The 20258-nt window shown below is 57.6% G+C and carries 13 protein-coding genes; 5 read left to right on the forward strand and 8 right to left on the reverse strand.

Features of this window, described 5'->3' with window-relative positions; all coding sequences use genetic code 11:
• Window positions 1-50 precede the first annotated feature (50 nt).
• Both lpdA and HMJ29_RS05515 read right to left on the reverse strand, forming a co-directional pair.
• On the reverse strand, window positions 51-1457 hold the full coding sequence (lpdA, locus tag HMJ29_RS05510) for a dihydrolipoyl dehydrogenase (protein WP_171590531.1): 1407 nt from the start codon (window positions 1455-1457) through the stop codon (window positions 51-53).
• 339 nt (window positions 1458-1796) lie between these two features.
• Entirely contained in the window at window positions 1797-3458 is a 1662-nt protein-coding gene (locus HMJ29_RS05515; RefSeq protein ID WP_244678799.1) for a M1 family metallopeptidase, read from the reverse strand.
• A gap of 302 nt (window positions 3459-3760) precedes the next feature.
• On the opposite strand from HMJ29_RS05515, the gene yedA reads away from it, so the two are divergent.
• The 3 genes from yedA (at window position 3761) to HMJ29_RS05530 (ending at window position 8150) form a co-directional block, all read left to right on the forward strand.
• On the forward strand, window positions 3761-4687 hold the full coding sequence (gene yedA, locus HMJ29_RS05520; RefSeq protein ID WP_171590533.1) for a drug/metabolite exporter YedA: 927 nt from the start codon (window positions 3761-3763) through the stop codon (window positions 4685-4687).
• 108 nt (window positions 4688-4795) lie between these two features.
• Window positions 4796-7531 (forward strand): alpha-L-rhamnosidase-related protein, encoded by a 2736-nt coding sequence (locus tag HMJ29_RS05525; RefSeq protein WP_171590534.1) that lies wholly within the window; start codon window positions 4796-4798, stop codon window positions 7529-7531.
• A gap of 229 nt (window positions 7532-7760) precedes the next feature.
• A complete protein-coding gene (locus HMJ29_RS05530; protein ID WP_171590535.1) occupies window positions 7761-8150 on the forward strand; it encodes a group III truncated hemoglobin in 390 nt (129 codons plus the stop codon).
• A gap of 665 nt (window positions 8151-8815) precedes the next feature.
• On the opposite strand, the gene odhB is transcribed toward HMJ29_RS05530, so the two are convergent.
• The 3 genes from odhB to HMJ29_RS05545 form a co-directional block, all read right to left on the reverse strand.
• On the reverse strand, window positions 8816-10516 hold the full coding sequence (odhB, locus tag HMJ29_RS05535) for a 2-oxoglutarate dehydrogenase complex dihydrolipoyllysine-residue succinyltransferase (RefSeq protein WP_171590536.1): 1701 nt from the start codon (window positions 10514-10516) through the stop codon (window positions 8816-8818).
• A 126-nt stretch (window positions 10517-10642) separates the two neighbouring features.
• A complete protein-coding gene (locus HMJ29_RS05540) occupies window positions 10643-13492 on the reverse strand; it encodes a 2-oxoglutarate dehydrogenase E1 component (RefSeq protein WP_171590537.1) in 2850 nt (949 codons plus the stop codon).
• Window positions 13493-13700: 208 nt separating this feature from the next.
• Complete coding sequence (locus HMJ29_RS05545; protein WP_171590538.1) at window positions 13701-14894, reverse strand: L-dopachrome tautomerase-related protein; 1194 nt, start codon at window positions 14892-14894, stop codon at window positions 13701-13703.
• Window positions 14895-15479: 585 nt separating this feature from the next.
• On the opposite strand from HMJ29_RS05545, the gene HMJ29_RS05550 reads away from it, so the two are divergent.
• Window positions 15480-15881, forward strand: a complete 402-nt coding sequence (locus HMJ29_RS05550) for an RlpA-like double-psi beta-barrel domain-containing protein (RefSeq protein WP_171590539.1) — start codon at window positions 15480-15482, stop codon at window positions 15879-15881.
• A gap of 15 nt (window positions 15882-15896) precedes the next feature.
• On the opposite strand, the gene HMJ29_RS05555 is transcribed toward HMJ29_RS05550, so the two are convergent.
• Both HMJ29_RS05555 and HMJ29_RS05560 read right to left on the reverse strand, forming a co-directional pair.
• On the reverse strand, window positions 15897-16925 hold the full coding sequence (locus tag HMJ29_RS05555; RefSeq protein WP_244678800.1) for a hypothetical protein: 1029 nt from the start codon (window positions 16923-16925) through the stop codon (window positions 15897-15899).
• Between the two features lie 165 nt (window positions 16926-17090).
• The gene (locus HMJ29_RS05560; protein ID WP_171590540.1) at window positions 17091-17492 is read right to left on the reverse strand and encodes a hypothetical protein; all 402 of its coding nucleotides are present in this window, start codon (window positions 17490-17492) and stop codon (window positions 17091-17093) included.
• Between the two features lie 141 nt (window positions 17493-17633).
• Here HMJ29_RS05560 and HMJ29_RS05565 point away from each other — a divergent pair, with 141 nt between their 5' ends.
• A complete protein-coding gene (locus HMJ29_RS05565) occupies window positions 17634-19583 on the forward strand; it encodes a WG repeat-containing protein (protein ID WP_171590541.1) in 1950 nt (649 codons plus the stop codon).
• 74 nt (window positions 19584-19657) lie between these two features.
• Here HMJ29_RS05565 and HMJ29_RS05570 read toward each other — a convergent pair whose 3' ends face one another.
• Entirely contained in the window at window positions 19658-20068 is a 411-nt protein-coding gene (locus HMJ29_RS05570; RefSeq protein WP_171590542.1) for a DUF6799 domain-containing protein, read from the reverse strand.
• Window positions 20069-20258: the final 190 nt, after the last annotated feature.

Raw genomic sequence — 20258 nt, forward strand, 5'->3', positions numbered from 1 at the left:
AGCTCCTAGGGGAGCTGCAGCCTCTTTTCGTTTCTACTGCAAATGCGAAATTACATGTGAATAGCGCGGTTCTCGGTGGCGGCTAGGCAGGCTTCCTTCATGGCTTCGGCGTAGGTGGGGTGGGCGTGGCTCATGCGGGCTACGTCCTCAGCGGAGGCGCGGAACTCCATGGCCGTTACGGCTTCGGCAATGAGGTCGGCGATGCGAGGGCCAATCATGTGTACCCCCAGGATTTCGTCGGTTTCCTTGTCGGCCAGCACTTTCACGAAGCCGTCGAGGTCCATGGAGGCGCGGGCGCGGCCCGAGGCGCGGAAGGGGAAGTTGCCGGTTTTGTAGGCCTTGCCCTGCTCCTTCAGTTGCTCTTCGGTGTAGCCCACCCCGGCCACTTCCGGCCAGGTGTACACCACGCCGGGGATGAGCAGGTAGTTGATGTGCGGCTTCTGGCCTACAATGGTTTCGGCCACGAACACGCCTTCTTCCTCGGCCTTGTGGGCCAGCATAGCTCCCCGAATTACGTCGCCGATGGCGTAGATGCCGGGTACGTTGGTTTGCAGGTGCTCATCAACCTTAATGCGGCCGCGCTCTTCCATTTCTACGCCGGCAGCTTCTAGGTTCAGGCCTGCGGTGTAAGGCACGCGGCCCACGGCTACCAGGCAGTAGTCGCCTTCAAACTTCACTTCCTCGCCTTTCGGGTTGGTAGCGGTTACGGTCACGGCGTCGCCCTCGCGGGTAGCGCCGGTTACTTTGTGGCTCAGGAAGAACTCGATGCCGATTTTGCCCAGGATGCGCTTCAGCTCTTTGCCAAGGGCACGGTCCATGGTCGGGATGAGGGAGTCCATGAACTCCACCACCGATACTTTCGCGCCGAGGCGAGCGTACACCGAAGCCATTTCCAGCCCGATTACGCCACCACCAATCACGATCATGTGCTTAGGCACCTCCCGGATGTTCAGGGCCTCGGTGCTGGTGATGATGCGCTGCTTGTCCTGCTTGATGAAAGGCAGCACGGTGGGCTTAGAGCCAGTAGCAATGATGACGTTTTTCGTCTCGATCTGCTGCGCTTCGCCGCCCGCGGTGGGCGTGATGCTGATGTGATTCTTATCCACGAACGAACCCACGCCCTGAATGACGTCGATCTTGTTCTTCTTCATCAGGAACTGGATGCCGTCGGTATTGGCCTTCACCACCCCGTTTTTCCGGTCGATGAGCTGGTTCATGTTGATCTGCAGGTCGCTCAGCTCAATGCCATGCTCCTTGAAGGTGTGGCCGGCATTGTGGAAGTGCTCCGTCGAGTCGAGGAGGGCTTTGCTGGGGATGCAGCCCACGTTGAGGCAAGTGCCGCCCAAGGTGCTGTACTTCTCAATCAGGGCAGTTTTGAGGCCTAGCTGGGCGCAGCGGATGGCCGCCACATAACCGCCTGGGCCGGAGCCGATAACGGTAACGTCGTATTGGTTCATATTCAACGAGTGAATTCGGTGGAAATCAACGGGCGCGAAGGTACGCACGGTGAATTTGTGAAGTGGTGTATTTGTGAAGTAGAGAGGGAGATAAGCTAAAAGACCGTCATGCTTGATCTGGCGTCCGCGCAGTCGAAGCATCTCTACCGCTTCGTTGCAGAGGCCTAGGCCAGTCTGATGAACATTCACTAGCCCCGGGTTTAAGCTTTGGGCTATGAAGCGGTTATGCCCTAGGCCAGTTAGTTAGCCAGCGGTAGAGATGCTTCGACTGCGCGGACGCCAGATCAAGCATGACGGCCTAATTAACGTTGGGGGTTGTGTTAATATGCTCGGGCATCCCTACTCCACCAGCACCCCGATGTAGTAGTTCAGGGTGTCTACCTCCACGTTTTCTTTGGCCAGGCCAGGCACTTCAATGGCCTGAAAGGTGGTAGTGGACTTGATAAACTGATAGCTGCCTCCTTTAACCCGCACTCGCACCGGCAAATCGAAGGCGGGCTCATCGGCAATCCAGCGGGCCAGGGTGCGGCCTTGCTCGAAGCGCAGCTCCAGGGTGGGCAGGGCAGTGTGGCGCAGGTACTGGTTAAACACGGCGGTAAGGTTGTGGCCACTCTGCTGGTTAATGTAGGCCACTACCTGCTCTGTTGTTACGGTTTGGTGGTAGAACGTGCTGCCCAGGCCGCGCAGAATCTGCCGCCACTTCTCATCATCGTTGAGGCTGGTGCGGATGGTATTGAGCATGTTGCTGCCCTTGTCATACATATCACTGGAGCCTTCCTTGTTCACGCCGTAGGGCCCAATGATGGGCTCGTCGTTGCGGATATTGCGGCGCTGCCCATGAATGTAGGCCTGGGCGGCGTCCTTGCCAAACTGGCTTTCCACAAACAGCGCTTCGGAGTAGGTGGTGAAGGCCTCGTGAATCCACATGTCGGCAATGTCCTTGCTGGTGATATTGTTGCCGAACCACTCGTGGCCGCTTTCGTGGATGATAATAAAGTCCCACTTCAGGCCCCAGCCCGTGCCGGAGCGGTCTTTGCCGAGGTAGCCGTTGAGGTATTTGTTGCCGTAGGCCACCGCGCTTTGGTGTTCCATGCCCAGGTGGGGCGCATCTACCAGCTTATAGCCATCCTGGTAAAACGGGTAGGGCCCAAACCAGTACTCCATCGACTTAAGCATGGGGACCACGTTATCGGCGAACTGCTTTTTAGCCTTGGTGAGGTTTTCGGGCAGCACCCAATAGTCGAGGGTAAGGGGGCCTTTCTCGCCGGCGTAGGTGCCACCGGAAAAGTGCTGGTAGTCGCCCACGTTCATGGCCACATCGTAGTTGTTGATGGGGTTGCTCACGAACCAGTCGTAGCGGGTGTAGCCGCCCTTCAGGGGCGTAGTTTTGCGCAGGCGCCCATTGGAAACATCCTTTAACCCCTTGGGTACCGAGATGCTGATGAGCATACTGTCCACTTCATCGGCCTGGTGGTCTTTGGTGGGCCACCAGATGCTGGCCCCCACGCCCTGGCAGGCGGTAGCCACCCACGGCTTACCCTTGGCATCCTGGGCGAAGATGAGCCCCCCGTCCCAGGGCGCATTCTCGGCTACGGTAGGCTGGCCGGAGTAGAACACCGTGAAAGCGGCGCGCTGCCCCTTCCGGATGGGCTGGGGAAAGGTCACGAACACGGCATTGGCCTCACGGGTAAACGGCATCTCCTGGCCCTCGTAGGCCACCTTCTCCACTTTCAAGTTAGCGAACAGATCAAACTGCAGGCGTGTGAAATCCTGAGTGGCCGTGAACTGAAATTCGTTGGAGCCGCTGAGAGCCTTTTTGGCCACATCCAGCTTCACATCGAGGTGATAGTAGTTGATGTTGTAGCAGGTGCGCAGCGGCGTGAGGGCTCCGCGCAACGAGTCGGGGCGCGAGAAGGCGGCTTTAGGCTGTAGCAGCTGCCCCAAGGTGGGGCGGGATAGGCCTAAGAGGCTAACCAGGAAAAGCAGGAGAAGGAAACGCACGGGGAATACGGGAGGTGAGTACTTAGCAAAGAACGGCATCTGGAAGGAAACGCTGCGTGGCAGCACAACTGGCCTAAAGCCTAGTTAACTTGTCTGTAGGCCCGATCATGCATTCAGGACTATTAAAAGCCCGTCATGCTGAGCTTGCCGAAGCATCTCTGCCGCTTTGGTGTTGACAGGTCTAGGCCAGTAGTTAGCCAGAGGTAGGGATGCTTCGGCAAGCTCAGCATAACGAAGCATCTCTTGCACCTATGTAGGTAATAGCCTAGGCCACCTCTGCAAAACCAACGTAGGTTTGTGGCATGTCTGCTCCCATCTCCCCTTCGCGCGCATCTATTCTGCTGGCCTTTGCGGCCCTCTACATTATCTGGGGTTCTACCTACCTGGGTATCCGGTTCGCCATTGATTCTATACCGCCCTTGCTGATGGCGGGCACGCGCTACGCATCGGCGGGGGCTCTGCTATATGGCTACATGCGCTGGAAGGGTGAGCCCGCCCCCACACGGCAAGGCTGGTTCACGGCTCTTATCATTGGCACCTGCCTGCTGGCCTTCGGCAACGGCGGTGTAACGCTGGGCGAGCAGTACCTCCCCTCGGGCCTGACGGCACTGCTGGTGGCTACGGTGCCCATGTTTCTGGCGCTATTGGGCTGGTGGAGTGGCCTGGCCAGCCGCCCGGCTCCGCTGGTAGCGGTGGGTCTGGCCCTGGGCCTGGGCGGCGTGTACCTGCTGGCCCGCACGCCCGGCGCCAGCCACGTAGCCCTACCGGGCCACGAAACGCTGGGAATGGCGCTGGTGCTGATTGCGGCGCTGGTGTGGGCCATTGGCTCCCTGTATTCCAAGAAAAACCAGCCGGCCCCCTCACCCTTTGTCTCGGGTGGCATGCAGATGCTGTGTGGCGGGTTGGTAATGCTGGTGGCAGGCCTCATCAAAGGTGAGACCACCGGCTTTGAGCTGGCGCAGGTCACTACCAAGTCGTGGCTGGCTTACGCCTATCTGGTTACGTTTGGGTCGATTGTGGCTTTCACCGCCTACATCTGGCTGCTGCGCGTAGTAGAGCCAGCTATTGCGGGTACGTATGCCTTTGTAAATCCCGTGGTGGCCGTACTGCTGGGCTGGGCATTTGCCGGTGAGCAGCTAAATGCGGGCATGCTCGGTGGGGCCGCGCTCATTGTGGTGGCCGTGGCACTGGTGGTACTTGGCGGGCGGCAGAAAAAGGTGGGGCCGTAATTCCCCCACGTTTTCCAGGCCAGACTCAGGTAGTTATCACGCACTACCGTCTCCTCTTTTCGCGTTTCCCCTCGTACGTTAACGCCCCGCCCGCTCGCTCCTTCCCCCATGCGCTATCCTTTCCTTCCCGTCGGTTTCCTACTCCCCCTAGGCCTGTTGGGCTCCTGCCAGATGCAAAAATCCACTACTCTTACTGCGGCGGCTACTGCTGCCGCACCGCCCGTGTGGCAGTCGGCTGCTTATACCGTCTACCGCGATTCGCTGGTGCAGGGTATGCACACCGCCCGGGCGCTTTCGCGCACGGAGCTGACTTCTGATTACCAGAGCCCCGCCAACGAGTTCCAGAGCCCTCAGGTCAGCTTCAAGTTCAGCCTCAATGGCAAAGACAATGAGATGCCGCCGGGCCAGGACCACACCTTCATGGCCATTCCGAAAGCCGACGGCACTGGCCTCGAAACGCCTCTCATTGTGTTTGGGCAGCACTACGTAGACAAAACGCTGGTACCCGCCAATACTTACCTGGCCCCCAACACCCCCCTGAAGATCAGGCTGGATCTGCGGCCTTTGCTGGCCGCGTTTCAGCAGCAGGGCTATTACCAGCTCTACAACGGCCAGAAGCTCTATAAAGACGATTTCAAGCATGTATTTGTGGCCGGCAACACCACGCCGCTGAGCTGGGATTTCGACAACCTCATCAACAAGCCCCAGCTGGAGCTGAAAGACCCCGACGGTGACGGTATCTACGAAACCACCCTCACGCTCAACGCCCACTCCGACGCCAAAACCACCGCCAGCAGCTGGAAGCAGAACCTCGATGTCTCGGGGTTTCCGCAGCTCACCTCCAACTACCCCCTGCTGGATGCCTTATACAATATGGCCCTGGAGGAAGCCAAACGCGCCGTGGAGCCCGATGGTACTTTCCGGACCGGCCAAGAGTGGGCGGGCGTCTGGACCCGCGACATCAGCTACAGCATCATTCTCTCGCAGGCCCTGCTGCAGCCCGAAGTTGCCAAAACCAGCCTCATGCGCAAGGTCACGCCTGAGGGCCGCATCATTCAGGACACCGGCACGGGCGGCGCCTACCCCTGCTCCACCGACCGCATCATCTGGGCCACGGCCGCCTGGGAAATCTATAAAGCCACCGGCGACGAGGCCTGGCTGCGGCAGGTGTACCCCATCATCAAGAACTGCATCGAGGACGACCAGCAGGTGGCCTACGACCCGGTTACGGGGCTGGTGCGCGGGGAGTCATCGTTTCTGGATTGGCGCGAGCAAACCTACCCCAAGTGGATGCAGCCCGCAGACATCTACCAGAGCGAAACGCTGGGCACCAACGCGGCCCACTTCCAGGGCAACCAGGTGCTGGCCCTAATGGCCGAGCAGCTAGGCCACCCCGAGGTAGCTGCTAAACACCACAAGCTGGCCGAAGGCATCAAAGCAGGCATCAACCAACACCTCTGGTTGGAGGAGAATGGCTACTACGGACAGTACCTGTATGGCCGCAACTTTCTCTCCGTGTCGCCAAAGGCAGAGGCGCTGGGGGAGGCCCTGACGGTGCTGTTTGGCGTAGCCGATGAGGCGCGGGCCCGTACCGTAGTGGCCAGCACGCCCGTACTGGACTACGGCGTACCCTGCATCTACCCGCAGATTTCCGGTATTCCACCCTACCACAATAATGCGGTGTGGCCCTTTGTGCAGAGCTACTGGGGCCTGGCCGCTGCTAAAGTGGGCAACGAAGCTTCCTTTATGGAAAGCCTGATGGCCGTGGCTCGCCCCGCCGCCATGTTCCTCACCAACAAGGAAAACTTTGTGGCCAGCAACGGCGACTTCGCCGGCACCCAGATCAACAGCAGCAACATGCTCTGGAGCCTTTCCGGCTCGTTGGGTCTAGTGTATAAAGGCTTGTTTGGTATGGATTTTCAGGCTGACCGCCTCACTTTCCGGCCCTTCGTACCGCAGGCGCTGCAAGGCACCCGTAAGCTCACCGGTTTCAAGTACCGCCAATCTACGCTAGATGTGGAGCTGCTAGGCTACGGCCGCACTATTCGCAGCATCACGCTAGACGGGCAGCCTCTCCACGATGCGACCATACCCGCCACGCTTACGGGCTCTCACGCTATTCGTATTGAACTGGCTAATGAGTCCCCTGCCGCGGCATCCCAGAATAAAGTGCCGCACCACATAGCGCCCATGACGCCAGCAGTAGCCTACACCAACGGCCGCCTCACCTGGGCTGCTGTTGAAGGAGCCAACGCCTACCAGGTGCTGCGCAACGGCCAGTTTGCGGGCCGCACTACCACACCAGAGTTTGCCGTGCCCACACCAGTGGCCTACACTGAGTACCAGGTGCTGGCCGTTGATGCCTCCGGGTTCGAGAGCTTCGCCAGTGAACCGTTGCCAATAGGGGCTGAGAAATTCCGCCGCACTTATGAGCTGGAAACCGCGGCGGCGAAATCTGGCAAACCATACCACGGATTCACGGGTAGGGGTTTCGTGGAAATTAGCACCACCCATAATCAGGCGCTAACCACCCGCGTACAGATTCCGGAAACCGGACTCTACGCCATCGATTTCCGCTACGCCAACGGCAACGGCCCCATCAACACCAGTAACAAATGTGCCATCCGTACGCTACGCCTTGGTCAGCAACAGCTGGGTACGGTGGTGCTTCCTCAACGGGGAGTAGAGGAGTGGTCGGATTGGGGTTTCTCGAACCCGGTAATTGTGCGCCTGGAGAAGGGATCTTATCCGCTGACACTGGCCTACGAGACTGCCGATCGGAATATGAATAGCGAAGTCAATCAAGCCATGCTCGATTACCTCCGGGTGACACGCATCAAGTAAAAAACTTCCCACTTAGCAAAAATATTTTTAATCAAGACAGTCCGGCTTTTAAAGCTGGACTGTCTTGTTTTTTAGCCACTTGCGAACTTTTAATAGCAAAAACCAATTATTCCGACACTGCACTGTAAAAAGAATAAATAAAATTTTTCCGATTACTAGCGAAAGCTGAGCAACCTGCGTAAATTCGCTACGTATCCGAGAGCCCACCCAGTTTGATCCCCGCCAGCTTATGAAAACTTCTGCTACTCTGCCCGACATCCAAACCGAGCGTGACATCAAGACGCTGGTAGATACTCTGTGCCACAAGGCAACTAATGATACCCTGCTCGGTGCCAGCTTTGGTGCGGCGGCCCGCATACACTGGCCCCATTACCTCACTACCCAGTACCGTTACTGGAGCAGCACCCTGCTAGGCCACGGCAGCACCGAAGGCGAGCCACTGCCCGAGCAGGTTGCCCTGCCCCGTAGCGGTCAGCACATTCAGCACTGGCTCAATATTTTCTCCTCTACCATTGAGGAGCACTTCTCGGGCTCTAAAGCCGAAGAAGCCAAACAACTCGCCAAACAACTCGCTACCCGCCTGAGCGCTACCCGCTCCCGCGAACTGCCCGTCGACTAATACTTTCCGTTTTCCCTTCCTTCCCGCCCTACCCACCTCTACTCCGTACCCACTCATCCACCCATCCCCACCCAAAAAAAGCCCACCGGATACATATCCGGCGGGCTTTTTTGTGGGCTTTACTTTTTAAAAGATGGAGGCTCTCTGCTGCGCGAGGAAGCCTACTTCATAAGTAGGGCGCAAAGAGCCGCCCCAGAGGTTTCTTTGGCAGCAAACCTACGCGTTGCAGTTGCTCAATATGGTGTTGCTGGCATACACCGCTAAACTTAAGGGCTCGCTTAGCGCAGCCTTCTGCCCGACAGGGATTCTCACTTTCCTCAAAGGTGTTTTGAGCAAAGTAGTTAGACATCATGGCCGAATATAAAAACCAGGCTGCAGGCTGAGTGTAGGGCTCCTGTCGCCACTCCTCAATGGTTATCTCAGGGACCTGATACGCGTATTCCTTGTTATCAAAATTCCACTCGCGGGCTGTTTGCCAATACTGAGTGCAAGTGGGACACCGCAACAGTTTAAGCGCAAAACGCTCGTCCCCAGCAAGGAGGACGAGCGTTTTCAATAATGCTTTCGTTGCTTTTATGCGAGTCTCCACGCTTGCCCGCTCCATTTCAAGGGGCTTGAAAGAAGCGCATTGGCAGCACTGAGTGCGCATTTTAGGCAAACGGAGCTTAAACACCCAGCAACAGGCGCGTTGGGTCCTCAAGAAGCTCTTTCACGCGCACCAGGAACGACACCGACTCGCGGCCGTCGATAATGCGGTGGTCGTAGCTCAGGGCCAGATACATCATCGGGCGAATCACTACTTGGCCGTTCTCAGCAATGGGGCGCTGCACGATGTTGTGCATACCCAAGATAGCCGATTGCGGCGCGTTGATGATCGGGGTGCTCATCATAGAGCCGAACACACCACCATTGGTGATGGTGAACGTACCGCCGGTCATCTGCTCAATGGTGAGCTTGTTGTCGCGGGCCAGGCCAGCGAGGCGCTGAATTTCCTTCTCAATACCATCAAACGACAGCTCCTCCGCATTGCGGATTACCGGTACTACCAAGCCTTTGGGGGCCGACACGGCAATGCTGATGTCGCAGAAGTCGTTGTACACGATGTCGGTGCCATCGATTTGGGCATTCACGGCGGGCCATTCTTTCAGGGCCACGCACACGGCCTTGGTGAAGAACGACATGAAGCCGAGGCCTACGCTGTGCTTCTCCTTGAACTTGTCTTTGAACTTGTTGCGCAGGTCCATGATGGGCTGCATGTTCACCTCGTTGAAGGTGGTGAGCATGGCCGTTTCATTCTTCACTGACACCAAGCGGCGGGCTACCGTCTTGCGCAGGTTGCTCATGCGCTCACGGCGCACGTTGCGGTTACCGCTGGCAGCTGGTGCAGCCTGGGCAGGCGCCGCTTTAGCAGGTGCCGACGCTGGGGCAGCAGCCGGTGCCGGAGCAGCCGGACGAGCCTGAGCGTTCTGGGCGTCTTCCTTGGTGATACGACCATCACGACCCGAGCCTTGTACGTCGGCGGGGTTAATGCCTTTCTCACCGAGGATCTTACCAGCCGCCGGCGAAGGCGTGCCGGTAGCGTAGCTCGTAGAGCTGGAAGCAGGCGCAGCAGCAGCGGCCGGAGCAGCTTGGCTGGCAGCGGGAGCCGCGGCTGGGGTAGCTGCCGGGGCCGAAGCACCGCTACCCCCTTCAATGCGGGCAATGGTAGCCCCAATGCCGATGGTTTCGCCTTCCTTGGCCGCGTGGCGCAGGGTGCCGCTACCTTCGGCGGGCAGCTCAAACGTTGCCTTATCCGACTCCAGCTCAGCAATGATTTCGTCACGCTGTACTTGGGCGCCGTCCTCCTTCAGCCACTTGGCTACGGTTACTTCCGTGATGGACTCACCCACGGCCGGAATCTTCATCTCCACCGTAACACCGCCACCCGAAGCGGCACCACCAGCGGCCGGAGCGGCAGCTGGGGAAGCAGCAGTAGGCGTATCGGCCGAGCCAGCCTGCGAGCCGCCGTAACCACTCTGGTTGCTGGCCTGGGGGTTTTCTTCGCCCTGGCTGATGGGGTCAGCCGCCGGTGCCGTAACGCTGGCCGCAGCCGGAGCACTTGCCGCCGGAGCAGCAGAACCGGAAGCCGCACCGTCGCCGCTGATATCGGCAATAGCGGTTCCGATACCAATGGTTTCGCCTTCTGCCACCAGAATTTTCAGTACGCCATCCGCTTCAGCAGGCAGCTCAAACGTAGCTTTATCAGATTCTAACTCTGCAATAATCTCATCGCGTTTTACGGTGTCACCGTCGGCTTTGAGCCATTTGGCAATGGTTACCTCGGTGATAGACTCGCCAACGGCGGGGATTTTAATTTCCAGACCCATAAGTGGGAGTTTTGAAGGGTTTTCGGGAGAATGTCGTTTGAGCTGTCATTCCGAGTAAAGCGAGGAATCTGGGTTACTGGCCTAGAGGCTAATTCAGCTTCCTCGCTTCACCTTAGAATAACAGAGTTAGTCGGTTTTCTGCGCTTTCGCGGCGGTTTCCTTGATAATAGAGTCCGCTACTTCTTCACGGGGCTTATCGAAGGCGCGGGCAACGAGTTCTTTCTGCTCTTTGATATGCACCTTGTTGTAGCCGGTAGCCGGCGACGCTGATGGCTTGCGCGAAATCACATCTTCTAAGTCGCGGCGCATGAAGCGGAGCAGGTAGTTCCAGTAGCCCATGTTCTCGGGCTCTTCCTGAACCCAGTATACTTTGGCCTTCGGATACTTCGCCAGCTCAGCGTCCAGCTGCTTCTTGGGGAAGGGGTGCAACTGCTCCAAGCGTATCAGCGCCACATCAGTGCGGCCCGACTTCTGCTGCTCTTCCAACAGGTCGAAGTACACTTTGCCCGAGCAAAGCAGCACGCGCTTCACCTTTTTAGCGTCGGCGTACACATCGCCGAGCACCTCGCGGAAGGAGCCGGAGGTGAACTCCTCCACCGGCGACACGCACAGCGGGTGGCGCAGCATCGACTTCGGCGACATTACCACCAGCGGTTTGCGGAACTCCCAGGTCAGCTGACGGCGCAGGGCGTGGAAGAAGTTAGCCGGCGTGGTCATGTTGGCCACAATGATGTTGTTCTCGGCGGCCAGCTGCAGGAAGCGCTCGGGGCGGGCGTTGGAGTGCTCCGGGCCCTGGCCTTCGTAGCCGTGGGGCAAGAGCATCACCACACCGTTCATACGCTGCCACTTGCTCTCGCTCGACACAATGAACTGGTCGATCATCGTCTGGGCACCGTTGGCGAAGTCACCGAACTGCGCTTCCCACACCACCAGGGCCGTGGGGTTGGCCATGGCATAGCCAAATTCAAAACCCAGCACCGCATACTCACTCAGCAGCGAATTGTAGATGCTCAGCTTCTCCTGGCCTTCCTCAATGTAGTTCAGGGAGTTATAAGGAGCCGAAGTCTCAGCATCATGTAGGACGGCGTGGCGGTGCGAGAACGTACCGCGCTGCACATCCTGGCCGCTTACGCGCACAATGTGGTTTTCGTGCAGCAACGAGCCGTAGGCCAGTAGCTCACCGGCGGCCCAGTTGAGCACGCGGCTTTCGAAGAACATTTTCTTGCGCTCCTCCATCAGCTTCTCAATCTGCTTCAGGGGGCGGAAGCCTTCGGGCAGCGTAGTCAGGGCCTGGCCTACCTTCTGCACTACCTCTTCGCTGATACCCGTCTCAGGCGACTGCTCAAAGTCCTCGGGCTTGCTGCGGCGCAGGCTGCGCCACTCGTTTTCCAGAGCCTGGTAGTTATACGGCAACGGCTTCTGCTTCACCATGTCCAGGCGGGCCTGGAGCAGGTCGCGGAATTCACGGTCCATCTGGTTCGCCAGCTCCGCGTCTACGTCGCCGCGCTGCACCAGCATGGCGTTGTACACTTCGCGGGGGTTCTGGTGCTTCGAGATGAGGTTATAGAGCGTGGGCTGCGTGAATTTGGGCTCATCCGACTCGTTGTGACCGTGACGGCGGTAGCATACCATATCAATGAAGATATCGGCGTGGAACTGCTGACGGTACTCCGTAGCCAGGCGCACGGCAAATACTACAGCCTCGGGGTCGTCGCCGTTCACGTGCAACACGGGAGCGTCGATAATCTTGGCTAGGTCGGTGCTGTAGATGGATGAGCGGGCGTCTTCAAAGTCGGTAGTAAAACCAACTTGGTTGTTGATCACGAAGTGAATGGTACCGCCCGTCTTGTAGCCTTCCAGCTGCGACATCTGCGTTACCTCGTAGCCAATGCCCTGGCCCGCCAAAGCAGCATCGCCGTGGATCAGGATGGGCAGAATCTGGTGGTAGTCGCCGCCGTACTGGTGCTCAATCTTAGCCCGCACAAAGCCTTCTACCACGGGGTTTACTGCTTCCAGGTGCGAGGGGTTGGGCGCCAGCTTCAGGTTTACCTTCTGGCCACCTTCCGTTTCTACCTCTGAGCTGTAGCCCATGTGGTATTTCACGTCGCCGTCGCCCATGGTTAGGTCCGGTACGGCAGTACCCTCGAATTCCGAGAAAATCTGCTCGTAAGTCTTGCCCATGATGTTGGCCAGCACGTTCAGGCGGCCACGGTGGGCCATCCCGATCATTACCTCCTTCACGCCTAGCTCCGACGACTTATTGATAATAGCGTCGAGGGCCGGAATGGTGGTTTCACCACCTTCCAAGGAAAAGCGCTTCTGGCCCAGGAATTTGGTGTGCAGGAAGTTCTCGAATACAACGGCCTCATTCAGCTTTTTGAGAATGCGCTTCTTGTACTCCAGGCCAGGGTTAAAGCTCAGCGAGTCTTTCTCCACCTTCTCTCGGAACCAGTCGAGCACCTGGGGGTCGCGGATATACATATACTCGAACCCAATAGTGCGAGTGTATATTTTTTCCAGCGCCGCCAGAATGTCGCGCAGCTTAGCATCGGGGCCCAGGCCTATCACTTCACCGTTCTTGAACACGGTGTCGAGGTCGGCTTCGCCCAGGCCAAAGTCAGCCAGCGAGAGGCGGGCCTTGCGGTCTTTGCGGGGGCGCACGGGGTTGGTATTGGCTACCAAATGCCCGCGGCTACGGAAGGCATGAATCAGGTTACGCACCTGTGTCTCCTTATCGGCCGACACTTTATCAACTGCTCGAACTTGTCCGGCCTGGTTGGTACTGGCAGGCGTAGTCAGTACGCCTTGGCCATCGGCCTGCACAGCGCCATCTTCAGGAAACTGCTGCGAGAAATCAAAGCCCTCGAAAAACTTGCGCCAGCCAAAATCAACCGACTCGGGGTCGTTCTTATAGGCTTGGTACAGTTGATCGATGTATTCGCCGTGGGCGTTGGCGATATAAGAGTAAGCGTCCATGCGGTGGGAGCTAGTGTGGTCGGGGGTAAAGGTAAAACCTCTGACTAAAAAGCGAAAACTGATATTCGCATACTCAAATAAACCTAGCAATCAGCGCAATGATTTACATGCTGGTTATCTTGTCAGGTCTGAAAGCCAATCTAGTCATTTTAAACAAAAGCCTTCCCTGTAAGCAGGAAAGGCTTTTATGATTAGCTACAGGCCTAGCTTACTTGGGCAAGCTCATTTTAAAGATATGATAAGGCTGGTCTTGTTTGCCTACCCCTTTATTCCAGGTGGGTGTTTTATGAATAGCTGAATTGGTGACGTACACCATTCCATCGGCGGTGAATGCAAACGTATCCGGCCACTCCAGGCGGGGGTCCTGCACTACGGTTTCAATCTTGCCATTGGGTGCGCGGCGTTTGATGGAATGGTCCTCGAATGCCGTCAGGTAAAGGTTGTTGTTGGCGTCTATCTCCATGCCATCAGAAGCCGGAGCCTTGCCAAGGTCTTCAATCTGCTCAGCCAGTTGGGCATCCGAGAGGGCGGGGTTACGCAAAGCCTCCGTTTTGATGCGGAATAGCTTGTAGCTGGTCAGAGGCTTCCAGTAGAGGTACTGCATGTCTTGGCTAAGAGCAATACCATCGGCGTTGAAGCGGGCTTTTTTACCGGTTGGGTCAATCATCTCGTGGCCATCGGCCTTGATATTGAGGGTAGTATCCCCCATCATAGAAGGGTGCATGGCCAGCAGCTTGCGCGCTTTGTTCGTCTTTAAGTCTACCACCACTAGGCTACCCACCCCCGACTCGGTGATGTAGGCATAGTTGTTCTGAGTATCAATACGTACATCGTTGAGGTACGACTTGCGCGAGGCCACACTCTCGGGGATGCTGATGTTCTGCACCACCTGGTTGGTTTTAGGGTCAATCTTCACCAGCTTAGGCCCACCCGGCACCGTGCCTTTAATGCCCGGCGAGGCAGGGTCAAGCACCCACAGCATGCCAGCCTTATCGGCATACACACTCTGCGGGCATATCCAGTGCTTGGAGGGCTCATTGCGCACGGTTTCGTTCCACTGGCACCAGCTGGCATCGGGGTACGGCTTTACGGAGCCATCGGTGCCAATTTCTGCTACAGGGGCCACGGGGTTATTGTCCCAGCGCGGGAAGTCACCGAATACCCGGCCGTCCGGCAGCACGGCTACTCCCACAATCTGGGGCTCCCGAAATTGCGCCACTACCTGCAAAGGCGAGTTGGCTGGTGCTACCGGTGCGGTAGTCGCAGAATCGGAGGCGGCGGTGGTAGCCACAGAAGTTTTATCAGTACCCGGCGACGAGCACGCGGCTAGTAAACCAGTGGCTACTAGCCCTACACTTAACCATAGGGTAGGCCTTGTGCGAATGGCAGAAGATGAGGTCATGGACACAGTTTTTCGGTGAGAAGGATGAAATCACCCGAGGCGGGTTAAGCTCAATCACAACCTCTACGAAGCTGACCCATGCTGGTTCTGCTGCTCACCTGCCCGTAACCTTTTCAAGATGGCCTACGTAAGCGCGGGTCCTTAACAAACAATTCCGCTTCTGCCCTGCTCCCAGGCTATTGCTCACTAGGTTAGCAGCGGCTTTTTTCGGCTTAAAAAAATAGTCGTACCTTTGGCCCCTCTTATTCGAAGCTGTATACTAAGTACAATATTTTATTATAATTATCTATTTATTAGATTCTTTTCCGCTTAAAACGATGATTTGCGGCCTTTGTCGCACATGCACATACATAAGGCAACTTTTTTTGTTGAAAAGTTGGTTATGCCTTTCCCATTAGCCGAGTCGGGCCGGCCGTCCATCCTCTCCGGACAGAGCGAGAGTGCACGAACCCACACACCATGTCCATTGCGTTATTCCTACTGACCTTCCTATTCCCTCCCCGAACTATCTCCGTCCCTGCCCTGGCACTTCCTTCTACAGTGGCCAGCCTGAGCCCCCGTCCGGTAGCCGTTGCTTTACCGGTGATGCCCTTAAAAAAGGCGCCCAAGACTTTGTCGTACACCGTTACGGCTACTACTTACTGGCCTGAAAGGGGCCAGACCGATGATAACCCGATGGAAACCGCTGACGGCTCCATCATTCCTACCCGCCACTCCAGCAAAACCCGCTGGCTGGCCGTTTCCCGCGACCTGCTTGAAAAGTGGGGTGGCCCCTTTAGCTATGGCGATAAGGTGCGCGTAAGCGGTATTTCCGGCGCCTTAGATGGCGTTTATATCATTCACGATACGATGAACCGCCGCCACCGCCACTGCGTGGATGTGCTGGTGAACGAGCGTGAGTGTAAAAAAGGTGGCCTAGAAGGGCGCTGGCCCAGCATTAAGCTTAGCAAGCTGCCGGCCGTTGACCCAACCTGGCAGGCGGGTTAAGCCCTGCTGTTACCCTCATTCCTTTTCGCTTTCCCTCGTTAGTTGCTTCATCACCTGAGGCTGCCCTTGCGCATCATACAGGTAAGAAAGAGGCTGCTCAGGGTCACGCATGATTTCCTCCAGCGGTATTTGCCACCGCTTCCACATTTCCAGCAACGACTGCGCATATCCTGAATTCTCCCAGGGATTAAACACCGTGGCCGTTATGTCATCAATGAACGTGTCCATTACCACCCCGGTATCGCCGGGCTGTACGGGGCGCGTGTAATAATCAGGGATGATATTGAGCAGGTAGGCGGCATAGTACACGCGAGCCTTGAACTCGGCCACCTGTATGGGGTGCAGGGGGCGGTGCGCATCCTGGTACACTCGCCGCATAGCCTGGGAAATAATTCCGTTGTCTACCAGACACGCCATAAGCACGGTGTTGTCGAGCTTAATGCTGAAGGCAATGGTGCTCAAGTCGTCATCATACTCAAAGGCCATGTGGTCCTCGGTAGGGTCGACCTCCAGAATAAAGATGGAGCCTGGTACAAAGTCGTCGTACTCCATGGGTACGCGCAGAGCCTGCAAGGGCTGAAAGAATGCCTGAAAACGCCGCAGCATCTGGGCGTTTTCAGCCAGCGGGTACTGGGGTTTGGCCAATGGGTCAAGCTCATTAAGCAGCTCCGTAATCAGGATTCCGTAGAACATTTTCCCCAGCCACAGAAACAACGTCTGCTCATCGAGGCGGCGTAGGCCACTAATGCCCTCATTGGCTGCCCGCTCAACCAGGGCCTCTAGCGGCTCTACGTGCTGCGTGCGGCAACGTGGGCAGCAGGCAATCCGCAGATCCTGATAGTTCACAATGCTCATGTCGAGCAGCTTGATGGGCCGCTCTGCCAGGTTATACCGCTCCATAAGCCACTCCGCAAACACCGGTACTGAGTCGGTGGGAGGGGTGGTGGGAGCCCCGCACAGAAAGCACTGGTGCGCGCTGAAGCGCATGCTGTCGAAGGGGTCGTAAAGCGTTAAATCGGCGGCAGGAAGCGGATGGTCAGACATAACAACGGGGCAAACGAAAGTGCAAAGCTACGGTACGGGCCCAGCCCTAGCCTAGCCGCCACAGAAAATCGTGGCGGGCCAGCCAAGCCACCGTACTTAAATGCCCCAACAAAAAAGCCCCGACCTTGATTGGCCGGGGCTTTTTTATTCTGGAAAATAGCGCCGTTAGCGCGACAGTACATTGCTGACTTTTATCAGCAGCTTGCCTAGCTGGTTAAGGGGGGCACTGTAGTTGTCCGAGGTTTCATCGGCTACTTTGTTGGTTTCGGCGCCCAGGGTGGCCAGCGTTTCGGCCAACTCATGCGGCTCCGTATCGGAGGCGTTGAGCTGCTCACGTAAGGTGCTGAGCTCTTGAATAATTTTGGCTAGGCCAGGGCGCTCTGAGGCGCGCAACACTTCTTCCCAGCGGTCAATTTCAGCCAGCCCATGCTTGTCGGCTTTTTTGGGTGCGCCATTATTAAGCAGGTTCAGCGTGTCTTCTAGCAAGGCGCTGTTTTGCTGATCGGTAACCTCAAGCGGAATGGTAGGCGTTGGGGTAGATTGCGGAGTGGAGGCAGTAGAATCCATGGATAGTAGAAAACAAATGAGCGGGAGAGCGTAAAGGACTATACTTGCCCAGCCGCAGAAAAGTTGACTTCGCTCTTGGCCCGGTTGCCTACCGGCACCTTTGGGAGTTAGCCAAGCTGCTGGGGCAAGTCCGCTTCTTCTATGCTGCACACCTACCAACCTACACCTTTTGCTGACGCCGTGCGCCAGGGCCAGTTTGAAGCCCTGGTGGCGGCGCTAATCGCTGAAAGCCAAGCCCCAGACACCCTGTTACTGGGTAATTTTCCGCTTGAATCAGGTCCAGAGACCGTTGTGCTGGAGGCAGTAGTAGTGCGGCCACGCAGTATTACTCTGCTGCTGTTGGTGCCCACGGGTGGCCTACTCAACATTCCCGATTTCAGGGTGGGGCCGTGGCTGCTCAACGAGGCTCCACTCCTGGGCACCGGTGGTACTGAAAATCCTTTCCAACAGTTTCAGGCCCAGCGTGAAGCCCTAGCCGCCTGGCTAGCACAGCTGCTACCCACTGAAGCCGCTAACTTAAACTTCATTAGTGGCCTAGTGCTATTTGCTGAGCCAGTACGTTTCGGGCCGGAAGTGGAAGAGCGCATGAGTTCCGTGCCCGCTGCCTCGGCGTTCCACCTCCTCCCCGACCCGGCCCGTTTCACCCGCCGCTTATCCCAGTTGGCCTCACCAGAAATTGACCTCTCACCCACCGACCTGCACCTACTCATGGGGCAGCTGGGCCTGGAGTTGCCGCCTACGCCAACTGCCTCGCCCGCGGCGGCTTACCAGCCCGGCCCAGCCGATCTGCTACGCCAGCAAGCCGGTAAACTCTGGCGTTGGCTGGGCGCCGAAGAGCTAAGCGAGCTGGACCGCACCGACTCCGGCTATGAAATTGATTTGGTGGCTATCCGCAATCAGGAGAAGGCTCAGCTGGAAGAACTCAGAGCCAACCTGCAGGCCACGGTAAGCGCGCAACTGCAAGCCCTGGAAAAACGAGAGGCCGAGCGGGAGCAAAGCCTTGCCAAGTTGCGCGAAGAGCTGGCTGCCGCTTCGCCGGCAGCACCAGAAGCGGCAGCATTAGCCTCACGCCTGGCGGCTGAAAATGAGGAGAAAGTTTCCAGCGAGGCCACCATGCAAGCCTACCAGGCGCAGTCGGCGGCCCGCACGCAGGAGCTGGAGCAAAAGATTCAGCAGCTGGAAGCCCTGATTCGGCAGCTCTCACCAGATATGGCAGGCAAGGCAGCGGCGGTTCCTACTTCTGCGCCAGCGGCTCCGGCAGCTTCGGGAGTCGCTGCTCCGGCCGCCCGCCCCACCTGGCCTAGAACGCTGCAGTTGCAGTTCCGCCAACCCAAGGCGGCAGCCCAAGCGGTGCGGGCCGCGTTACCGCGGTGGCGGCAATACGCACGCACGGCCGGCAGTTATGTGCGCCGCTATCCGCGTCGTAGCGCCGCCGTGGGAGCCGCAGTGCTGGCACTGGGGTGGTGGGGCTTGCACTCTTCCTCGGCTACTCCGCCCACTGCTTTCCGGGAAGGCAACCGCTGGGGCCTACTCTCTGCCAGCGGCGACACCCTGTTGCCTGCTACCTACGCTTCAATTGGGGAGTTTACCGATGGCCGCGCCATAGTGACACAGAATGGCGTGAAAGGGTTTGTTGATGCGGCCGGTCAGGAAGTGGTAAAGCCCGCCTACACGGCTCTGTACCCCTATTCCGATGGCTATGCTCGGGCCCGCGTAGGCCAGCTATACACGTTTCTGGATGAGAAGGGGGAAGAGCTCGGGGCTTTTTACTTCAATGCTCATGACTTTACCGAAGGCTACGCGGCCGTGCGCGACTACCGCGGGTGGTTCTACATTACGGGTCCCGATGTCCCCACCGATCCGGTAATTTTTCAGGAGGCCCATCCGTTCAGTAAAGGCCTGGCCCGCGTAAAAACCCGTGGGCGGTTCACCTTTATCACCTCTGATTTCCTGGCCGACACCACCGAAGGCACGGCTCCCTTCGGCCGCTACACGCTGGCCTCAGACTTTGATAAGCAAGACCGGGCCCGTGTCAAGCAAGGGGGCCGCACGTTTTATATCAACCGGAAGGCGGAAGAGGTAAAAGAATAACGCAGGCGACAGGCCTAGGCAAGAAAACACCTAGCCCAGGAGTAGCTGGTTGCGCGCCCTGGGCCACCTTGTGCTTAATCCTCCTTGCCTCGGCCTTTGTGCTTGCCTCCCTTTTTATAGTGGCCCTTCGCTTTGCCACGACTGGGTTTGCCAAACCACCGTTGGAGCTGGCTTATTGCGGCCGGCTCCACCACGTTAGGCGCAGACCGGCCTGCACTGCCGGTAAATAACGCCAAACGCCCATCAGCCTCAGTATCTATGGTGGCGAACTGGCCTAGCAGCGTGCAGCCGGCTCCCTCGGGTAGCTTCGTGCGCTGGCCATCGCGCTGCACCACAAACCCATCGCGCGTGACGACGCGGCCATTGGGCAGATGCGTGTCGCGGGTCATGGGGCGGGCCTCACCGTTGCGGATGAGATAGGTAGTTCCGTCGTGCCGCTGGAAACCATTGCGGATTTGTGCCTTGGCCAGGCCAGTGGCAAGCATGAGACACGCTGCTACCAACCCATAACGGCGGGCACGCCCAGAACGGATAAAGGCAAAGTCAAGCAAAGAAGGGGGAGAGTTGGTGAAATAAAGAGGGCTAGGCCACTAGCAGGGCTACGGAGCCAGGCCCCGTGGCGTTATGGGCAAGCCAGCCAACTACTACTCACTGGCGCATGGGTTACTTTTTATC

Source organism: Hymenobacter taeanensis (genome assembly GCF_013137895.1).
Taxonomy (GTDB): Bacteria; Bacteroidota; Bacteroidia; order Cytophagales; family Hymenobacteraceae; genus Hymenobacter; species Hymenobacter taeanensis.

Bases quoted from the DNA above. Each gene is read 5' to 3' on its own strand.
- lpdA (WP_171590531.1), bottom strand. From the start codon at position 1,457: ATGAACCAATACGACGTTACCGTTATCGGCTCCGGCCCAGGCGGTTAT.
- yedA (WP_171590533.1), top strand. From the start codon at position 3,761: ATGTCTGCTCCCATCTCCCCTTCGCGCGCATCTATTCTGCTGGCCTTT.
- HMJ29_RS05525 (WP_171590534.1), top strand. From the start codon at position 4,796: ATGCGCTATCCTTTCCTTCCCGTCGGTTTCCTACTCCCCCTAGGCCTG.
- HMJ29_RS05530 (WP_171590535.1), top strand. From the start codon at position 7,761: ATGAAAACTTCTGCTACTCTGCCCGACATCCAAACCGAGCGTGACATC.
- odhB (WP_171590536.1), bottom strand. From the start codon at position 10,516: ATGGGTCTGGAAATTAAAATCCCCGCCGTTGGCGAGTCTATCACCGAG.
- HMJ29_RS05540 (WP_171590537.1), bottom strand. From the start codon at position 13,492: ATGGACGCTTACTCTTATATCGCCAACGCCCACGGCGAATACATCGAT.
- HMJ29_RS05545 (WP_171590538.1), bottom strand. From the start codon at position 14,894: ATGACCTCATCTTCTGCCATTCGCACAAGGCCTACCCTATGGTTAAGT.
- HMJ29_RS05550 (WP_171590539.1), top strand. From the start codon at position 15,480: ATGCCCTTAAAAAAGGCGCCCAAGACTTTGTCGTACACCGTTACGGCT.
- HMJ29_RS05555 (WP_244678800.1), bottom strand. From the start codon at position 16,925: ATGTCTGACCATCCGCTTCCTGCCGCCGATTTAACGCTTTACGACCCC.
- HMJ29_RS05560 (WP_171590540.1), bottom strand. From the start codon at position 17,492: ATGGATTCTACTGCCTCCACTCCGCAATCTACCCCAACGCCTACCATT.
- HMJ29_RS05565 (WP_171590541.1), top strand. From the start codon at position 17,634: ATGCTGCACACCTACCAACCTACACCTTTTGCTGACGCCGTGCGCCAG.
- HMJ29_RS05570 (WP_171590542.1), bottom strand. From the start codon at position 20,068: ATGCTTGCCACTGGCCTGGCCAAGGCACAAATCCGCAATGGTTTCCAG.